The organism is Selenomonas sp. GACV-9, assembly GCA_900116485.1.
GTDB classification, from domain to species: Bacteria; Bacillota; Negativicutes; order Selenomonadales; family Selenomonadaceae; genus Selenomonas_A; species Selenomonas_A ruminantium_G.
Genome location: FPAX01000003.1, coordinates 63120 through 80146, shown reverse-complemented (window position 1 = coordinate 80146; position 17027 = coordinate 63120). Strand labels below are relative to the sequence as shown.

The 17027-nt window shown below is 56.0% G+C and carries 12 protein-coding genes; 11 read left to right on the top strand and 1 reads right to left on the bottom strand.

Translation table 11 applies throughout. The features are described from left to right. The first annotated feature begins 19 nt into the window (after window positions 1-19). The 10 genes from BM322_RS04745 to ftsY all read left to right on the top strand — a co-directional run bounded on the left by BM322_RS04745 (window position 20) and on the right by ftsY (window position 14987). Window positions 20-1207: a pyridoxal phosphate-dependent aminotransferase gene (locus BM322_RS04745; RefSeq protein WP_075428767.1), complete on the top strand. Its 1188-nt coding sequence runs from the start codon at window positions 20-22 to the stop codon at window positions 1205-1207. Between the two features lie 171 nt (window positions 1208-1378). Continuing rightward, window positions 1379-3505: a chemotaxis protein CheA gene (locus BM322_RS04740; protein ID WP_075428766.1), complete on the top strand. Its 2127-nt coding sequence runs from the start codon at window positions 1379-1381 to the stop codon at window positions 3503-3505. A gap of 14 nt (window positions 3506-3519) precedes the next feature. Next, complete coding sequence (locus BM322_RS04735) at window positions 3520-4032, top strand: chemotaxis protein CheW (protein ID WP_075428765.1); 513 nt, start codon at window positions 3520-3522, stop codon at window positions 4030-4032. After that, the gene (locus BM322_RS04730; protein WP_075428764.1) at window positions 4019-5722 is read left to right on the top strand and encodes a methyl-accepting chemotaxis protein; all 1704 of its coding nucleotides are present in this window, start codon (window positions 4019-4021) and stop codon (window positions 5720-5722) included. Before BM322_RS04735 ends, BM322_RS04730 begins: the two co-directional genes overlap by 14 nt. Further along, a complete protein-coding gene (locus BM322_RS13675) occupies window positions 5722-7284 on the top strand; it encodes a chemotaxis protein CheB (protein ID WP_075428763.1) in 1563 nt (520 codons plus the stop codon). The genes BM322_RS04730 and BM322_RS13675 overlap by 1 nt, the downstream gene beginning before the upstream one ends. Then, entirely contained in the window at window positions 7274-9007 is a 1734-nt protein-coding gene (locus BM322_RS04720; RefSeq protein ID WP_075428762.1) for an ATP-binding protein, read from the top strand. The genes BM322_RS13675 and BM322_RS04720 overlap by 11 nt, the downstream gene beginning before the upstream one ends. After that, on the top strand, window positions 9004-9393 hold the full coding sequence (locus tag BM322_RS04715; RefSeq protein WP_075428761.1) for a response regulator transcription factor: 390 nt from the start codon (window positions 9004-9006) through the stop codon (window positions 9391-9393). Before BM322_RS04720 ends, BM322_RS04715 begins: the two co-directional genes overlap by 4 nt. A gap of 195 nt (window positions 9394-9588) precedes the next feature. Continuing rightward, on the top strand, window positions 9589-10497 hold the full coding sequence (locus BM322_RS04710) for a LysR family transcriptional regulator (protein WP_075428760.1): 909 nt from the start codon (window positions 9589-9591) through the stop codon (window positions 10495-10497). Window positions 10498-10513: 16 nt separating this feature from the next. Then, window positions 10514-14059 (top strand): chromosome segregation protein SMC, encoded by a 3546-nt coding sequence (smc, locus tag BM322_RS04705; RefSeq protein ID WP_075428759.1) that lies wholly within the window; start codon window positions 10514-10516, stop codon window positions 14057-14059. Window positions 14060-14072: 13 nt separating this feature from the next. Beyond that, window positions 14073-14987 carry a signal recognition particle-docking protein FtsY gene (gene ftsY, locus BM322_RS04700; protein ID WP_075428758.1) on the top strand — a complete coding sequence of 305 codons (915 nt, stop codon included), beginning with the start codon at window positions 14073-14075 and terminating at the stop codon, window positions 14985-14987. Between the two features lie 90 nt (window positions 14988-15077). Here the strand turns inward: ftsY and BM322_RS04695 are convergent, their stop codons facing one another. Next, window positions 15078-16160: an HAD family phosphatase gene (locus BM322_RS04695; RefSeq protein WP_075428757.1), complete on the bottom strand. Its 1083-nt coding sequence runs from the start codon at window positions 16158-16160 to the stop codon at window positions 15078-15080. 251 nt (window positions 16161-16411) lie between these two features. Between BM322_RS04695 and BM322_RS04690 the strand changes: the two genes are divergently transcribed. After that, complete coding sequence (locus BM322_RS04690; RefSeq protein ID WP_075428756.1) at window positions 16412-16981, top strand: hypothetical protein; 570 nt, start codon at window positions 16412-16414, stop codon at window positions 16979-16981. The last annotated feature ends 46 nt before the right edge of the window (window positions 16982-17027 follow it).

The window sequence follows — 17027 nt, the reverse complement described above, 5'->3', positions numbered from 1 at the left end:
ATGGGGTGAGGTAATCGTTATGATCAATCAGAAAATGTATGAACTCGGGACGAAGAAGTCGACAATCCGTACGATCTTTGAGTTTGGCCGTAAGCGGGCTGCAGAGGTGGGCGAGGAGAATGTCTATGATTTCAGCCTTGGCAATCCGAATGTGCCGACACCGGAGTTCATCAAGGCGGCTGCTGTCGATGTACTGACGAATATGGAGCCGAGTGCTGTGCATGGCTATACGGTGGCGCCAGGTGCACCACAGACGCGTGAGGCATTGGCCAAGAGCGTCAACAAGCGTTTCGGTACGAATTTTGCGGCGAAGAATTTCTTCATGACGGCTGGTGCGGCAGCGGCGATTACGATTTGTTTCAAGGCATTGGCGCAGCCGGAAGACGAGTTCATCACCTTTGCGCCGTTCTTCCCGGAGTATCGTGCTTTTGTCGAGTCAGTCGGTGGCAAGCTCGTTGTCGTGCCAGCGCAGCCTGCTGATTGGCAGATTGATTTTGCGGCCTTTGAGAAGCTCGTGACGAATCATACGAAGGCGGTCATCGTCAACTCGCCGAACAATCCGAGCGGTGCCGTTTATTCGGAGGAGACAATCCAGAAGCTCGCCGATATCCTGCGCCGCAAGGAGGAGGAGTACCATCATCCCATCTTCATCATTTCCGATGAGCCGTATCGTGAGATCGCCTTTGATGGCTATACGGTTCCTTATGTGCCGAAGTTCTATGACAATACGTTGGTCTGCTATTCGTACAGCAAGTCCTTCTCTTTGCCGGGCGAGCGTATCGGCTACATTGTCGTGCCCGATGAAGTGGCTGACTTTGGCAAGGTGTACGGTTCGATTGCTGGTGCGGCCCGTGTGCTCACTCATGTCAATGCGCCATCGCTCTGGCAGCTGGTCATCGGCCGCTGCGCCGATATGCCGTCGGATATTTCCACCTATGTCAAGAATGGCCAGCTGCTCTATCAAGGGCTTATCGATGCTGGCTTTGAGTGCGTCAAGCCACAGGGGGCGTTCTATCTTTTCCCGAAATGCCTGGAGGATGATGACTACGCGTTCTGTGAGCGGGCGAAGAAATATGACTTGCTGCTCGTGCCGGGCACGGATTTCGGCTGCCCTGGGTATTTCCGTGCTGCGTATTGCATCAAGACCGAGACTATCGAAAAATCTCTGCCGCTGTTCAAGAAGCTCGCAGAGGAATATAAGAAGTAAGCGTTTCGTCTAAGTGATGACCCGTCAGATTTGATGGGTCATTTTTATTTGCGGATTAAAAAGATATTTGTTAAGAATTAACAGGATTTTGACTGTCGGGAGCGAATATACATGTTAGAATTGTTTGAAAAATCTTAAATCAAAGGATTGGATGTAAGGGAGTGATGACTGGTGGCAGAAAATGAACCGATGGTAGAGGTCTTTATCTATGAGACGCGTCAGTTCCTTGAGCAGTTGGAGCAGGTCGCGCTTGCAAGTGAGGACAGCGGCAGCTTCCAGCCAGAGGATGTCAATGAGGTTTTCCGGGCCATGCATACCATCAAGGGCTCGGCGGCCATGATGCTCTATGATGAGATCTCGCATTTGGCGCATGCAGTTGAGGATATTTTTTTCTATATCCGTGAGCTGCATCCAGAGAAGATTGATGTGTCGGCAGTGACAGATATCGTACTGACGGCCGTGGATTTCATGAATGGCGAGCTCGATAAGCTCGATGGCGGTGGGCAGCCCGATGCCTCCAGTGAGGGGCTGCAGAAATCCACGCATGATTTCCTGCGGAATTTCAAGCTCGAAAATGGACATGATCCCGATGTGGATCTGCGCAAGGCGAAGAAGCCGGCGGCACCTAAGGCGGTCGGAGCGGCAGAACCGGCAAAGCAGCAGTACTTCATCCAAGCGGTCAAGCCCGAGGAAGTCAAGACAGAATCGGGCAGCAATCATGTCTATAAAGCGGTGCTGCAGTTCGATCCCGATGGCGGGATGGTAGAGGTCAGGGCCTTCGGTGTGATCAATCGCCTGGAGGATCAAGCTGGTGAGCTGCACTATCTGCCGGAAAAGATTATCGAGGATGAGACAGCCGCTGATACCATCATCAAGGATGGATTCAAGCTCTGGTTCACGACGGGTCTGGGCGTTGAGGAAGTCCGCAAGCTGCTGGATGAAACGATGTGCTTGACGGGGCTGGAGCTTGTGGAGCTGTCGTCGACGGCAGAGTGCGAGTATTGGCCGACACCCAAGCAGAAGGCAGCCCAGGCGGTAGAAGAATCATCGCCGATTGTGCCGGTGAAGCCTGAGGCCAAGCCGCGGCCAGCGCCGATGAAGCAGAGCGGTCATGAGGGACATGAGTCGCAGATGATAAGTGTCCGCGTGGATAAGCTTGACCGTCTGATGGAGCTGGTGGGCGAGATGGTCATTGCTGAGTCGATGGTGACGCAGAATCCAGACATCAGAGGGATGGAGCTTTCGAATTTTGACAAGGCGGCCCGGCAGCTGCATAAGATAAACGGAGAGTTGCAGGATCGCGTCATGGCGCTCCGGATGGTGCCTTTGGAGGCGACGTTCAAGAAGATGAACCGCATCGTGCGGGATATGACGAAGAAACTTGGCAAACAGGCAAAGCTCGTGCTGGTGGGGGCGGATACGGAGGTCGATAAGAATGTCACGGAGCATATCGGGGATCCGTTGATGCATATCATCCGCAATTCCATCGATCATGGCATCGAGATGCCAGAGGTGCGCAAGGAGGCTGGCAAGCCTGAGATGGGAACGGTGGTTCTCTCGGCGCAGAATGCTGGCGGCGAGGTCGTCATCCGTATCGAGGATGATGGCGGTGGCATGAACCGCGACCGCATCATGAAGAAGGCCAAGGAGAAGGGAATCCTGACGAAACCTGAGGAGGAGTATACGGATCAGGAAGTCTACAGCTTTATTTTTGCGCCGGGCTTTTCGACGAAGGAGCAGGTCACGGAGTTTTCCGGGCGCGGCGTGGGCATGGATGTGGTGGTCTCGAACATCAAGACGCTGGGCGGCACCATAATGGTGGACAGCAATCCCGGCAAGGGCAGTGTGACCATCATTCGGATACCGCTCACGCTGGCCATCGTGGAGGGGATGTGCATCAAGGTGGGCGGCTCCGGGTATACGATACCGATCAGCTCGATTCGCCGTTCCTTCCGCCCCGAGGAGGAGGATATCTTCCTCGATGTGTCGGGACAGGAAATGTTCATGGAGGAGGGCAGGCCCTGCCCTATCGTGCGGCTGCACAAGCTGTATGATATCGAAAGTGCGAAGGAGTGCCTTACGGAAGGTATCCTGCTGGTGACGGAGGCCGATGACCACTACCTGGGTATCTTTGCCGATGAGCTGGTAGGCGTGCAGCAGATCGTCGTAAAGCCAGTGCCAGGCTATATCCAGACAATGACGAAGATGACTGGTATCACGGGCTGTACGATATTGGGGGATGGCAGCATCAGCTTGATCATCGACCCGGGGAAGCTTTTGGGATTGCTGGTTGAATAATAGGAGGAACGGAAATGGATGAAGAACTCCTGCAAGAGGAAGATACACAAAAGGATAAATATCTGACTTTTACGCTGGGGGAGGAGCTCTATGGCATCGATATCCGCGTGGTCATCGAAATCATTGGCATCCTGCCCATTACCAAGGTGCCGGAGGTGCCCGACTATGTGCGTGGCATCATCAATCTTCGCGGCAAGATCATTCCGGTCATCGACATGCGGCTGCGGTTCGGCCGGGAGTTCCGGGCTTATACGGACCGTACCTGTGTCATCGTCATCGAGGTCAAGGAGGTACTGCTCGGACTTATCATCGATGGGGTCAGCGAGGTGCTGTCCATCCCGGAGGGGCAGACAGTGGCTCCGCCGGAGCTCAAGTCGGCAAGCAATCGCTATATAAGGAATATCGGCAAGCTGCCGGATAGCAAGGTCGTGCTTTTGCTGGACTGGGAAAAACTATTCGATGTGGAAGAAGAAAAGATGCTTAGCGGGATGAATGAGGAAAGAGGGAACGAAAATGGATCTGTTTAAGAATATGAAGATCAGTACCAAGCTGGTGACTTTGACAGGAATACTCGGAGCCTTGATGGTGCTGACAGCTGCTTGCTGCCTCTACCTGCTGAGCTCTGTAAGCGATCAGTACCAAAAGGTCTATGACGAGGATGCGTATGCGGCAACTCTGGCGACACAAGCAGGGAAACTTTTCACAGAGTCCCGCAACGAGTTTACACGGTTCCTGACGCGGGTCGATCCAGCGATGCGGCAGGAGTCCATGGCGAATATGCAGAAGCGCGACAAGGAGCTCGATGTGGTCTTTGGCGAGCTGGAAAAACGGGCCGTTTCTGTCGAGGCTAAGAAGGTCATGGGGGATATCCGCGGACAGATCGATACGTTCCGCAGCCAGCGCGATGCGCTGATCAAGGCGCAGCCCGCACCGGGCGCGCCGGTGGAGACCCTGCCTGAGGCGAAACGGGCCTCAGAAACCGGCTACAAGCTTTCTCAGAGCTTTGACTCGGTGATGGAGCTGGGCAATAAGAGCACCCAGGATGAGTTCAAGAAAATCAAAGACGAGATTGATAGAGCCATGCTGATCTCAGTCATCAATATCACGGTGGTAGTCCTGCTGGCGATGTTCTTCGGTATGCGGCTGGCCCGCAGTATCGGCAGCCGTATCAACCGCATGGCTGCCGCGGCAGAGGTAATCGGCAACGGTGACCTCAGTCAGCCGATGAAAGCGGAGAGCAATGACGAGATTGGGCAGGCTGTGGTGCATTTTGAGCATATGCGCCAGAATCTCAATCAGTCCATGAACAATATCCATGTGGCAGCTGAGCAGGTGGCGGCAGGTTCACGCAATGTCTCCGAGGCCAGTGTCTCGCTATCCCAGGGGGCTGCGGAGCAGGCGTCTTCTGTCGAGGAGCTTTCGGCATCGATTTCGGAGATCTCGTCCCAGACGGCCAGCAATGCGGAAAATGCCGATAAGGCTAACAATCTCACAATCCAGGCCCGCCAGCAGGCGTCTGTCGGCGATGCCGATATGAAGGAAATGCTCGCGGCTATGGAGGACATCAATACGTCCTCGGCCAATATCTCGAAGATTATCAAGGTTATTGATGAAATCGCTTTCCAGACCAATATCCTGGCGCTCAATGCGGCTGTCGAGGCTGCTCGTGCCGGTCAGCATGGCAAGGGCTTTGCTGTCGTGGCGGAAGAAGTCCGCAACCTTGCGGCACGTAGTGCCAAGGCAGCGAAGGAAACGACGGAGCTCATCGAGGACTCCATCGCGAAGGTGGAGTCTGGCCGGGCGATTGCGGGCAAGACGGCTGAGGCGCTGATGATCATCATGAGCAATGTCTCGGAGGTGGCCGATATCGTAAGCTCGATTGCCAAGGCCTCCAGTGAGCAGAAGCTGGCCTTGGAGCAGATTGATCAGGGTGTATTGCAGGTGTCCCAGGTCGTACAGGCGAACTCGGCAACCTCGGAAGAGGCTGCATCGGCCAGTGAGCAGCTCAATGCCCAGGCTGCTCGTCTACGTGAGACGGCTGACCAGTTTCGCCTGGCATCGGGCAGCTCGCGGGGGATGGGAACCTATGAACCGCCCAAGCCTGCCGTGCGTCCGGCGCAGAGCCCTGCACCGATGCCGGCGCCAGCGGTAGCAAAGCCTGCAGAATCCCAAGCGTATAAGTTTGCCGATGATGAGGAAGGATTTGGCAAGTACTGATGGATGATTCGGTATTTTTAGCATATGCGAGTATCGTAGACCGTGAGTTTGGCATCCAGCTGCCCCGTGAGAAGAAGGCGCTTTTGGAGTCGCGCCTGCAGCGGCTGTTCCACGAGGGGGCAGAGACGGCCAAATACCGCGATGCGGCAGGTTTCCTGAAGGCACTGAAGCAAGATGGCTCAGGCCGGCTCTTGAAGGCGCTGGCCGAAGCCATTACCACGCACCACACGTTCTTTATGCGTGAGGCAGATCACTTTTGGTTTTATCGGGATACGGTGCTGCCCTGGATTGCATCATCGGTTCAGGACGGCGATATCCGTACCTGGTGCGCGGCTTGTTCTACAGGGCAGGAGGCCTATACGCTGGCAATGCTGCTGCAGGATCAGTTCGGGCTGCAGGGGTCGCGCTGGGAAAAGACACTGCTGGCCACAGACCTGTCGACGGAGGTGCTTGAAACTGCCAAAGCAGGCATCTACGAGCGGGAATCTCTCGCCGGGATGCCGGAAAACTGGCTGCGTGGCTATTTCCATGCCGCTGGCAGCGGGAAGCTGCAGGTCAATGATGTGATCCGGCAGCAGGTGCTGTTCCGGCCGTTCAATCTGATGACGCTGGGGTTTCCGTTCAAGAAGCCTTTCCATGTGATTTTCTGCCGGAATGTCATGATCTATTTCGACGCGCCGGTGCGGAACCGGCTCGTGCGGCAGTTTTACGACTATCTTGAGCCGGGCGGCTATCTTTTTGTCGGCCATTCGGAGACGGTGGAGCGGCATGCAGCGCCGTTCCAGTATGTGATGCCGTCGGTTTACCGCAAGCCCTTGGATGCGGCGCCCAGCAAGCCACAGCGGAATCTGGCGGGCATATATCAGCGGACCCAGGCAGCGACTGCAGGCATGCAGCATAATCTGCAACGGGCCAGGCAGGCCGTCAGTAGGGATGAGAGCCTTGAGACGCCAAAGGAAGTGCGGCTCATTGCCCTTGGGGCATCGACAGGGGGCACCGAGGCGCTGGCAAGCCTTATCCAAGGCTTACGGCCGCCGCTGCCGCCGATTGTCATCGTCCAGCATATCCCCTATGGATTCAGCCGCTTGTTTGCTGACAGGCTCAATAATGAGTCATCGTTCACGGCTGCCGAGGCCCTCGACGGGGAGCGCTTGCTGCCCAATCATATCTATGTGGCCCCGGGGGACCGGCAGATGCGGGTACGGCGTCTGGGCAGCGAGTTCTTCGTTTCCTGCCGTGGCACGGAGCAGGTGAGCGGGCACTGTCCCTCGGTTGATGTGTTGTTCGAGTCCGTGGCTGAGGCGGCAGGAGCCGAGGCCCTGGGGGTAATCCTTACTGGTATGGGAAATGATGGGGCGGAAGGACTGCTCAAGATGCGGCAGAAGGGCGCGCGTACCATCGGTCAGGATGAGGCGACCAGTGTGGTCTACGGGATGCCGCGGGTGGCCTTTGAGCGCGGTGCTGTCATGCGGCAGCTGCCGCTTTCGGTCATACCTGGCTGTATCATGAGTTTGGCCCATCCGCAGATTGTGGCTGGAAAGGATGAAGGCGATGGGAAATGATATATATGGACAGATTTCCGACTCAGTCTTGCGCGGACTTTTGGGAAGTTTGGGCGACGGTCTTATCCTGACGGATTTAGAGGAAAAGATTACCTATATCAACAAGAATGCCAAACGGATCTTGGGCTGGGAGGATAAGCAGGCCCTGGGCCGCTCTTTCAGTGAGGTTTGCCCCTTGGTCAATCTGAAGACAGGGCGAAATTTTCAAAGTCCCTTACGGGTGGCGCTGACCGAGCGGCGCTCGGTGGGCCTGGCCCGCAATATCGGTATCCTGCGCGGCGAGCAGCAAGAGGCCATCTACCTGTCGGCGACGTGTTCGCCGTTGCACCTTGATGAGGGGGAAATCGTGGGCTGTGCCGTGATCCTGCGCAATATCACGCATCTTCGCCGGCTCGAGGTACGGCTCGAGGCCGATCATGTCTATATGCGGACGGTGTTTTCCGCTGCACAGGTGGGGCTTTGCGTGCTTGATGAGAAGGGGGCCATCGTCGATATCAATGATGCCGGCCTGGAGACCATGGAGACCACCTACAGGGATTCGGTGGGCAAGCAGTTCGGCGATGTTTTCCGCTGCGAAAACAGCTTTGAGGGCGGCTGCGGTCATGGGCAGTACTGTGCGACCTGTCCCATCCGACATCAGATCGAAACGGCCATCGCTACCGAGGGCTATACCAGCCAGATTACGGCGGCCATGCACAGCATCCGCCGCAAGGAAAGGATATGGCTGCGGATGTTTTTCTCTCAGGCTTGGTCAGAAATGGGCAAGCAGACGATCGTCACGATGATTGATGTATCCCAGCGCAAGAAAAAAGAGGATGCCCTGGAGGAGGCTCGGGAGCGCGCCGAGGCAGCCAGCCGGACCAAGAGTCAGTTCCTGGCCAATATGAGCCACGAAATCCGCACGCCCATCAACGGCATGAACGGCATGATTGATCTGACGCTGCATACGGACCTTACCGAGGAGCAGCGGGAGAACCTCATGAGTGCCAAGCAGTGCTCGGAGGATCTGCTGCGGATCATCAACGATATCCTCGATTTTTCGAAGCTCGACTGCGGTAAGATGGAGCTCGAGTCCCTCGACTTCGACTTGCATAAGATGTTGCGGCGGGTCTGTACGGTCCATCGCAAGGTGGCCAAGGGCAAGGGGCTGTTCTTCCGCCTGCCGGACCTCAAGGGAATTCCGCAGTTCATCACTGGCGATCCCATGCGTTTCCGTCAGATCATGCATAATCTGCTGAACAATGCGGTGAAGTTCACCATTGAAGGTGGCGTGGCGGTGGAGGCCAAGAAGGTTTTCCGCAAGGGGATACCGGTGCTGAGCATTGCGATTCACGATACGGGGATCGGCATGTCGTTCGAGGAGCAGAAAAAACTCTTCCAGCCCTTCAGCCAGGTGGATGGCTCTACGACCAGGAAGTTCGGCGGGACAGGGCTGGGGCTCATGATCGTGAAGGATTTGGTGGAGGCCATGGGCGGCGAGATCAGCGCTCACTCGGCACCGCAGTGCGGCAGTAATTTCACCTTCTGGATTCCGCTCTATGAGGCCGACGGCGAGGATGAGGAGAGCCAGGAGCGCTCGGTATTCATCAACGAATGCTGGAATGATGGCGAGATCCGGGACAACCAGCCAAAAGCAGTAGAAGAAACAGATCTAAGTGATATCGCGAGCCTGCTGGCGTACTGCGAGCAGCGTCTCGATGAGGATGGAGGGGATGCATCATGAAGATACTGATTGCGGAGGATGACCGGCTCAGCCGGATTTTCTTGAAGAAGTTCATGGGCAATTACGGCACTTGTGATGTGGCTGTAGACGGGATGGAGGCGCTGGACCTCTTCATGGATGCCATAAAGGACAAGGCACCCTATGACCTGCTGTGCCTGGATATCATGATGCCGCGCATCGATGGGCTCAAGCTACTCAAGGCTATCCGTGTCCTGGAGAAGCAGCATCAGCTCAAGCATACCTGCATCATCATGATGACGGCACTGGCAGATGTGGAGTATGTGGACCAGGCGCTGGAACTTGGCTGTGATGCCTATGCGGCCAAGCCCATCGACACTGATAAAGTGACGCTGGTCATGAAGAATCTTGGGCTGCTAAAAGAATAGGAGAAGAGAAAGAGCTTTTCTTTGCGGAAAGGCTCTTTTTCACTGGATAATGCCTTGGGGCTATGATAAAATAATATTATCTTGAATTGTGCATCAAATGAGAATCCTATAGAGAATAGATAAGGGATTTTGGCACAACGGAAATAAACTGAATGAAGCTATTGCAAGTCGGGTAGCGTGTATGGGGGACTATTGATGGAGTTTCGGCAATTGGAGTATTTTTGTACCATCAGCGAGCTCGAGAACTTTACGCGGACGGCCGAGGCACTGCATGTGTCGCAGCCGTCAGTCACCAAGGCAATCAAGTCGCTGGAGGCTGAGCTGGGGGTTATGCTGATAAACCGCAGCCAGAAGCATGTAAGCCTTACGGAACAGGGGAAGGTTTTCCTGGTCCATGCGCAGCGCATCATGCAGGATGCAGCCTTTGCGAAGAAGGATATGCTGCGTTACCGCTCGGACCGGCAGGATATCATCCATTTCGGCGTGCCGCCGATGGTGGAGGGCTATCTTTTCCCGGATTTGTTCACGAAATTCCGGGAGTACGTGCCTGATGTGACGCTGGATGTACAGGAATTCAGCGACTCGGATGAGGTGCGGCAGCGCGCGGACTCCGGCGAGCTCGATTTCGGTATCGTGCTCGGGAGCGTCGAGGAGGATCTCGACAACTCGATGCGCATCCTGCAGGACAAGATGGTACTCTGCCTGCCGCCGCAGCATCCGCTGGCGAAGAAGGATGCCATCTCGTTCCAGGAGCTGCGTGATGAGAAGTTCATCATGCAGCAGCCGAATACCTATCAATACCGTCAGATCATGAATCATTGCGGAGCCTATGGCTATGTGCCCGATATCGTGCTCTGCACGTCGCAGCTCAAGACCATCAAGCAGCTCGTCGCCAATGGCAGTGGCATCTCGATGCTGCCGAACTTCGTCACGCGCATGGAGAAGATTTTCGTGCGCAGGCCGCTGGCTCCGTCGGTAGGTGTCAGCGTGTCGCTGTTCTGGGGCGGCAATAAGAATCTTTCCCGGGCCGATGCCCGGTTCATGGAATTCATGAAAGAATACACGGAAACGCAGGAATTCAAGCAGCATTTCCGTCAACATTGAAGAGGCAGGGAAAAACGTGCAATTAAAACGTCTGGAAGCGTATGGATTCAAATCCTTCGCGGATAAGATTTCCATTGATTTCGACAAGGGGATAACGGCCATTGTCGGGCCAAACGGCAGTGGCAAGAGCAATATCACCGATGCGATCCGCTGGGTGCTCGGTGAGCAGAATGTGCGCAATCTGCGCGGTACGAAGGCCGAGGATATCATCTTCACGGGGTCGGCGTCGCGCAAGGCATTGGGCGTTGCGGAGGTATCGCTGTTCTTTGCCAATGATGGCACGCTGCCGGTGGACTTCCGCGAGGTCGTCGTGACCCGCCGGCTTTACCGCAGCGGTGAGAGCGAGTTCTATATCAACCGTTCGCGCTGCCGGCTCAAGGATATTTACAATCTGTTTGCCGATACGGGCATCGGTCACGACGGCATGAGCATCATCGGGCAGAACCGCATCGATGATATTTTGAACAGCCGGCCCGAGGAGCGCCGGGCGTTCTTCGAGGAGACCGCTGGCATCACGAAGTACCGCAACCGCAAGCGGGAGTCGGTGCGCAAGCTCACGGATACTGAGAACAATCTCGTGCGCGTACAGGACATCATCAATGAAATCGAAAATCAGCTGGAGCCGCTCGCGCGTCATGCAGAAAAGACGCGCATTTTTAACGGGCTCAATGAGGAGTACCAGAAGTGCCGGCTGACGAAACTCGCCCAGGACTATACGCGCGAGAGCCAGCGCAAGCGGGATAACGACGAAAAGCTTGTGTCAGCCCGCGATGCGGCTGTGGCAGCCGATACGCAGGTCAAGGCCGTGGCGGCCCGCAAGGAGCAGCTCGGCAAGGAAATCATCGACTTGGAGCAGCAGCTCAAGGAACAGGCCGAAAAGAACGAGCGCATCCGTCAGAAGATCGAGGCGGCCTCGACGGAGATGGCGGCCCTCAAGGAGCGCCAGGAGCAGAGCGATGCGGCCAAAGCCCGCATCCTGAGCCGCCGCAGCGAGCTGAATCACGAGATCGCCCAGGCGGTGGCCGATATGGCCCAGCTGTCCGAGAAGGAGACCCAGCAGAAGAAAGACTTGGCACTGGCTGAAGAGCTGTTGGCCAAGGAGAAAGACAAGGCTAAGAGCATCGCCGAGCGCATCCGCGCGCAGAAAGAAGTTGACAAAGAGGCGGCGGAAAAACGCGAGGCAGCCCAGGCGGCCCTCACGCAGAAACAGCAGGAACTGGCGCTTATCGAGCGCGATATCGAAAACGGCAGCGGTGACCAGGCGGCCCGTGAGGCAAGTCTTAGCGAGGCAAGAGCGCAGCTCCAGGAACTTGACAAACTGCAGGAAAAGCTGCAGGCAGAGCTTGCCGAGCAGGAAACTGCCATCAAGCAGCGCATCGCCGAACAGCAGCAGGCGCAGACTGCCCAGCGTGAGGCTGCCCATCGGGCTGCCGACTGCGAGCGCCGCTGTAACGAGACGACGCAGCAGACCAAGTCAGCAGAGAGCAAGATCCAGTTCCTCACCCGCATGCAGCAGGCCTATGAGGGCTTTGGCAAGGCGGCCAAGGCAGTGCTCAAGTGCCAGGAAGGCTGGCGCAAGGGCGTTGCCGGTGCTGTGGCTGAGCTCATCGATGTGCCCCGCGAGTATGTGACGGCGCTGGAGATTGCCCTGGGTGGCAATCTCCAGAATATCGTGACTGAGGATACGGATACGGCCAAGGCTGCCATCGCATACCTCAAGCGCGAGCGGCAGGGCCGTGTGACGTTCCTGCCACTTTCGACCATCGTGGCCCGTCCGCCGCAGGACATCAAGTTCTCGGCCCAGGAGGGCGTCGTCGGCTGGGCCAGCGAGCTCGTCAAGACGGAGGCAAAGTACACGAAAATCGTGGAGTTCCTGCTGTCGCGGACGCTGGTGGTCGATACCCTCGACCATGCACTGGCCTTGGCGAAGAAACATAACTATAAGCTGCGCATCGTCACGAAGGAAGGCGAGCTGCTGAGCCCCGGCGGTTCGCTCTCGGGCGGCAGCCGGCAGCATCAGGAGGCAAGTTTCCTGAATCGCAGCGGCGAGATCGAGGCCCTGAGGCAGAAACTTGCCGAGGCCCAGAGCAGATTGCAGGCTTTGCAGGCTGACCGTGAGGTGGCCCAGCAGGCGAAACAGGCGGCGGCAGCGCAGCAGGATACGGCCATGGAGGCCCTGCATGCGGCTAACGTCCATCGCGCTGAGCTGCGTGTGAGCCTTGAGCGTTTGGCGGAGAACCAGAGCAGCCAGCAGCAGGCCGTGGCCGAGATGGAAAAGGCCGCGGCAGAAATCAAGGCGACTTTTGCGCGCATCCAGGAAAAACGCACGCTGGCGGCCCGCGCTGTGACAGAGGCTCAGCGAGCCTTTGACGAGGCTGACCATGCGGCGGAGGATGCATCTATCGAGCTAGAGGATCTCGAGCAGGATGCTGACGACTTGTCCGAGTACATCCAGAAACGCGAGGTCAATCGGGCGGTGCTCGAGCAGGAAGCCCTGCGCTCGCGGGAGCATCTGCTGCTGCGCACCAAGGACAAGGAACGTAGCGAACAGGCCCTGCGCGACAATGAAGCCGAGGAGAAACAGCTCATCGCAGGCCTTACCGAAAGCGTTACGCGGCTTGAGGAAATCAGCGGGCAAAATGAGAATTGGCAGCGTCTGTTTGCTGAAGGCCAGCAGGCCCATGACAAGATCTATGCCCAGCGCATGACCAAGCTCACCGAAAGCCAGCAGGCCGATAAGGATGCCCATGAGACGGCTAGGAAACTCAATCAGGCCCAGGAGCATGTGCACAAGCTCGAGATCATCGAGACCAAGCTGCAGCTGGCCCTGGAGGAGTGGCAGGAAACCATCCTCTCCGAATACGGCCTGACGCCGGAGCGGGCCCTTGAGGAGGCCCTTGATATCGAGCCGCCAGAGGTTTATCGCCGCATGAAGGAGCTCGACAAGAAGATCAAGGAACTCGGGCCCGTCAATCCAAATGCTCTGGAGGAGTATGAGGAGCAGCAGAAACGCCACGACTTCATGCAGGGACAGGCTAATGACCTCATCGAGGCCAAGGAGAACCTCGAAAGCCTTATCGCCGATATGGATGAGGCGATGACCAAGCAGTTCAAGGAGGCCTTTGCCCAGATTCAGACGTATTTCGGCGAGATTTTCGTGCGGTTGTTTGGCGGCGGCAAAGCTGAGCTCAAGCTGCTGGACGAGGACGATGTGTTAAATACTGGCGTCGACATTCTCGTGACGCTGCCGCAGAAGAAACGGCAGAACCTCTCAGCCCTCTCAGGCGGCGAGCGCGCACTGACCGTCATCGCGCTGCTGTTCTCGTTCCTGCGCTACCGTCCGTCGCCGTTCTCGGTGCTTGACGAGATTGATGCGCCGCTTGACGAAGCCAACGTCGTCCGTTTCGGCGCTTTCCTGCGGGAATTTGCCGAGAACACGCAGTTCATCGTCGTCACGCATCGTAAGGGCACGATGGAATCGGTGGATACCATGTATGGTGTCACCATTGAGGATGCGGGTGTATCCAAGATACTGTCCGTCAAACTGGATGATATAGAATAAACGGAGGCAATCCATGGGATTTTTTGACAAACTGAAAAAGGGCCTGAACAAGACCCGCGAAAACCTGACGAACAAGATCGAGAAGCTCGTCATCGGCTATGCCGATATCGATGAGGACTTCCTCGACGAGCTCGAGGAGACGCTGATCATGGCTGACGTCGGCGTGCAGACGACTGACAAGCTCATGCAGGCAGTCCGCAAGGGCATCAAGAAGAAGGAAATCAACACGCCGGAGGACCTCAAGCCGTTCCTCGCTAAGGAAATCGCGGCGATACTGAATAACGGCGAGGATACGACCCGCGTGGCAGCAGAAGGCCCGACGGTGCTGCTGGTCATCGGCGTCAACGGTGCTGGCAAGACGACGACCATCGGCAAGCTCAGCGCCTACTACAAGGAGCAGGGTAAGTCGGTCATGCTCGCCGCTGCCGATACGTTCCGCGCGGCGGCCATCGACCAGCTTGAGGTCTGGGGCCAGCGCACGGGCGCCCAGGTCATCAAGCATGAGGAGGGCTCTGACCCGGCGGCTGTGGCCTTCGATGCTGTCAAGGCGGCTAAGGCCCGCGGCATCGACGTATTGATCATCGATACGGCCGGCCGCCTGCAGACTAAGTCGAATCTCATGCAGGAGCTCGAGAAGATCAACCGCGTCATCGGCCGCGAGATCCCGGGGGCACCCCATGAGACACTGCTGGTGCTCGATGCGACGACGGGTCAGAATGCCATCAGCCAGGCCGAGCTCTTCACGAAGGCTGCACCGATTTCTGGTGTCGTTCTGACGAAACTCGATGGCACGGCCAAGGGCGGTGTCGTCATCGGTATCAAGAGCCAGCTTTCCATGCCGGTCAAATGGATTGGCGTCGGCGAGGGCGTCGAAGACCTGCGTCCCTTCAACGCCGATGACTTTGCCAAGGCATTGTTCGAAGGATAAAGAAATAGCCGGAAGGCTTGACTTGTCAGATTTTGACAAGTCAGCCTTCCGGCTTTTTGTTTGTTGTTTTTGACTTACGAAAGCCTGTGCTTATTTGGCAACTTTGACGTTGTAGCCATAGATGGTCTTCCAGTCATCGCGCATGGAGACCGGAATCCAGCCATTCTTCTCGCAGTCTGCTCTCATCTTGTCGGCTTTCTTCGTGTTGCCGAGATCGTTTTCGAGATCGTCGCAGCAAAGTGAGAAGGCCAGCGATTTATACTTGTTCTTGCTGATGGTGTAGTTGAACATCGAAGCATCGCCGGAGCTGTTGCCGAAGGCGAGAACCGGCTGACGGCCGATTTCACGGGCGATGTTGGAGACTTTGTTCATCTTGACGTCCTTGAGGACGAACTGACCGCGGACCAGCACGTCTTTGTCTTTGTCATAGACGTACTCAAGGCCATCGGTATTGCCCTGGCCAGAGGCCAGCGTCATGATGTCCGTGCCGATGAAGTGGTCGCGTTTGATCGGCAGTACGCCTTCCATCAGTACGCGCTGAGCATCACGGTCGGAACCGGATACGATCCAGATGTCAAAGTCGTTGTTCTTGAGGTAGGAGACTACCTCAGCCATCGGCAGGTAGAATTCCTCGCCGCGTTTGAGGTTCGTCAGACCTTCAGCAGGCGTTTCCATGAACTCGCGGACAAAGGCCTCGTATTCGGGCTGCGTCATGCCAGCAAAGACGGAGGCCTGCGATTTAGCCTCTTTGCCTTCCATGTCCTCCGGCAGGGACTGCTTGTCAATCGCTGCCTTGACGGCTTTGGCATACTCGCGGTCTTCCTTTGACGGAGTGTAGGAAGGATCGTTGAGCGCGCGTTCAAGGTACATCATCCACTCGAAATAGCAAGGAGTTCTCTCTCCGAGCAGTGTGCCATCCATGTCAAAGACAGCGATGCGGTCCTCGACCGGGATGTAGTTCGGGCTTTTCTTGTTCGTTACGTCCTTGACGTAACTCGTCAGAGCTTTGAAGGAAGCGGAGTCTTTGTTCCAGTACTTGAAGTCACTGCCGTTCTGCTTGACACTGATCTGAGCAATCTCAGCACGGGTAGCGGCCTCGACGTTGATGCTGGCGCCGGTTCCAAAGGCAAAGCTCATTGCCAGGAGTGCAGCACAGAGTTTCTTTTTGTTCATAGAACCATCCTTTCTTCTTTTACCCTGTCCTCAAGCTAGCATAAAAAAATTGAGGACATTTACCCTACGTTTCCCACTGGGAATATTCGACATGCATTTTGATATTCCTTCTCTTTTTTATTAGATTCTTATCGTTTTCGTATCAGCCTTTAAGAAAGGCTGTCTATCCTATAAAAGGATTTGTGTTTCGCAGCTGGAAAGCTATGTTGATGGCTGCAGGATTGCCGCAAAGGCAGAAAGAGGGATGTCTGATGGATGATAAGAATGAACAGCTGCAGCAGGAAGCTGCGCGGCTCAGTGAGAAGGTAAAGGACGAGAAGCCGGAAACGGAGGCGGAAAGTCAAAGTTTCGTATCGCGGCTGCTCCATGGTGTCGGCAGCTGGCTCGTCTATGTGATGATTGCTCTGGTGGTCGTATTTATTGTCAAACCGGCAATCTATGAGCATATGGATGCCTCGGCAGCCGCTGAGATGACCGACGAGCAGAAAAAGGAGGCCATGGGACTGCCGCTGAAGGTTTCCAAGCCACGTGAGGGAGCGGCGTCTCTCGAGCGTGAGGAACTCCGTTGGATCGTTATGACGGAAATCAAGCTCGATGCCATGCGGCCGCATATCAATCAATATAACGGCAAAGCCGTCGATGACTTCAACGCGATGGTCGATGAATTTAACGTCCGTTGCAAAGAATACCATTACAAGCGCTCTGACATGCAGACCGTGCGCAATGATATGGCAAAGTATCGGGAACAGATCCAGCAGAAAGCTCGTGAAGAAGTCCAGGCTAAGGGCTGGGACAAGGCGCCAGACAAATCAAAAAAATAATATTTGACAAAAAAACGGTGGAATGATATACTTTTATTCGTTGATG

Excerpts from the sequence above, each read along its gene's own strand:
- BM322_RS04730 (WP_075428764.1), top strand. The coding sequence starts at position 4,019 with ATGGATCTGTTTAAGAATATGAAGATCAGTACCAAGCTGGTGACTTTG.
- BM322_RS04710 (WP_075428760.1), top strand. The coding sequence starts at position 9,589 with ATGGAGTTTCGGCAATTGGAGTATTTTTGTACCATCAGCGAGCTCGAG.
- BM322_RS13675 (WP_075428763.1), top strand. The coding sequence starts at position 5,722 with ATGGATGATTCGGTATTTTTAGCATATGCGAGTATCGTAGACCGTGAG.
- ftsY (WP_075428758.1), top strand. The coding sequence starts at position 14,073 with ATGGGATTTTTTGACAAACTGAAAAAGGGCCTGAACAAGACCCGCGAA.
- BM322_RS04695 (WP_075428757.1), bottom strand. The coding sequence starts at position 16,160 with ATGAACAAAAAGAAACTCTGTGCTGCACTCCTGGCAATGAGCTTTGCC.
- BM322_RS04720 (WP_075428762.1), top strand. The coding sequence starts at position 7,274 with ATGGGAAATGATATATATGGACAGATTTCCGACTCAGTCTTGCGCGGA.
- BM322_RS04745 (WP_075428767.1), top strand. The coding sequence starts at position 20 with ATGATCAATCAGAAAATGTATGAACTCGGGACGAAGAAGTCGACAATC.
- BM322_RS04715 (WP_075428761.1), top strand. The coding sequence starts at position 9,004 with ATGAAGATACTGATTGCGGAGGATGACCGGCTCAGCCGGATTTTCTTG.
- BM322_RS04735 (WP_075428765.1), top strand. The coding sequence starts at position 3,520 with ATGGATGAAGAACTCCTGCAAGAGGAAGATACACAAAAGGATAAATAT.
- BM322_RS04690 (WP_075428756.1), top strand. The coding sequence starts at position 16,412 with ATGGATGATAAGAATGAACAGCTGCAGCAGGAAGCTGCGCGGCTCAGT.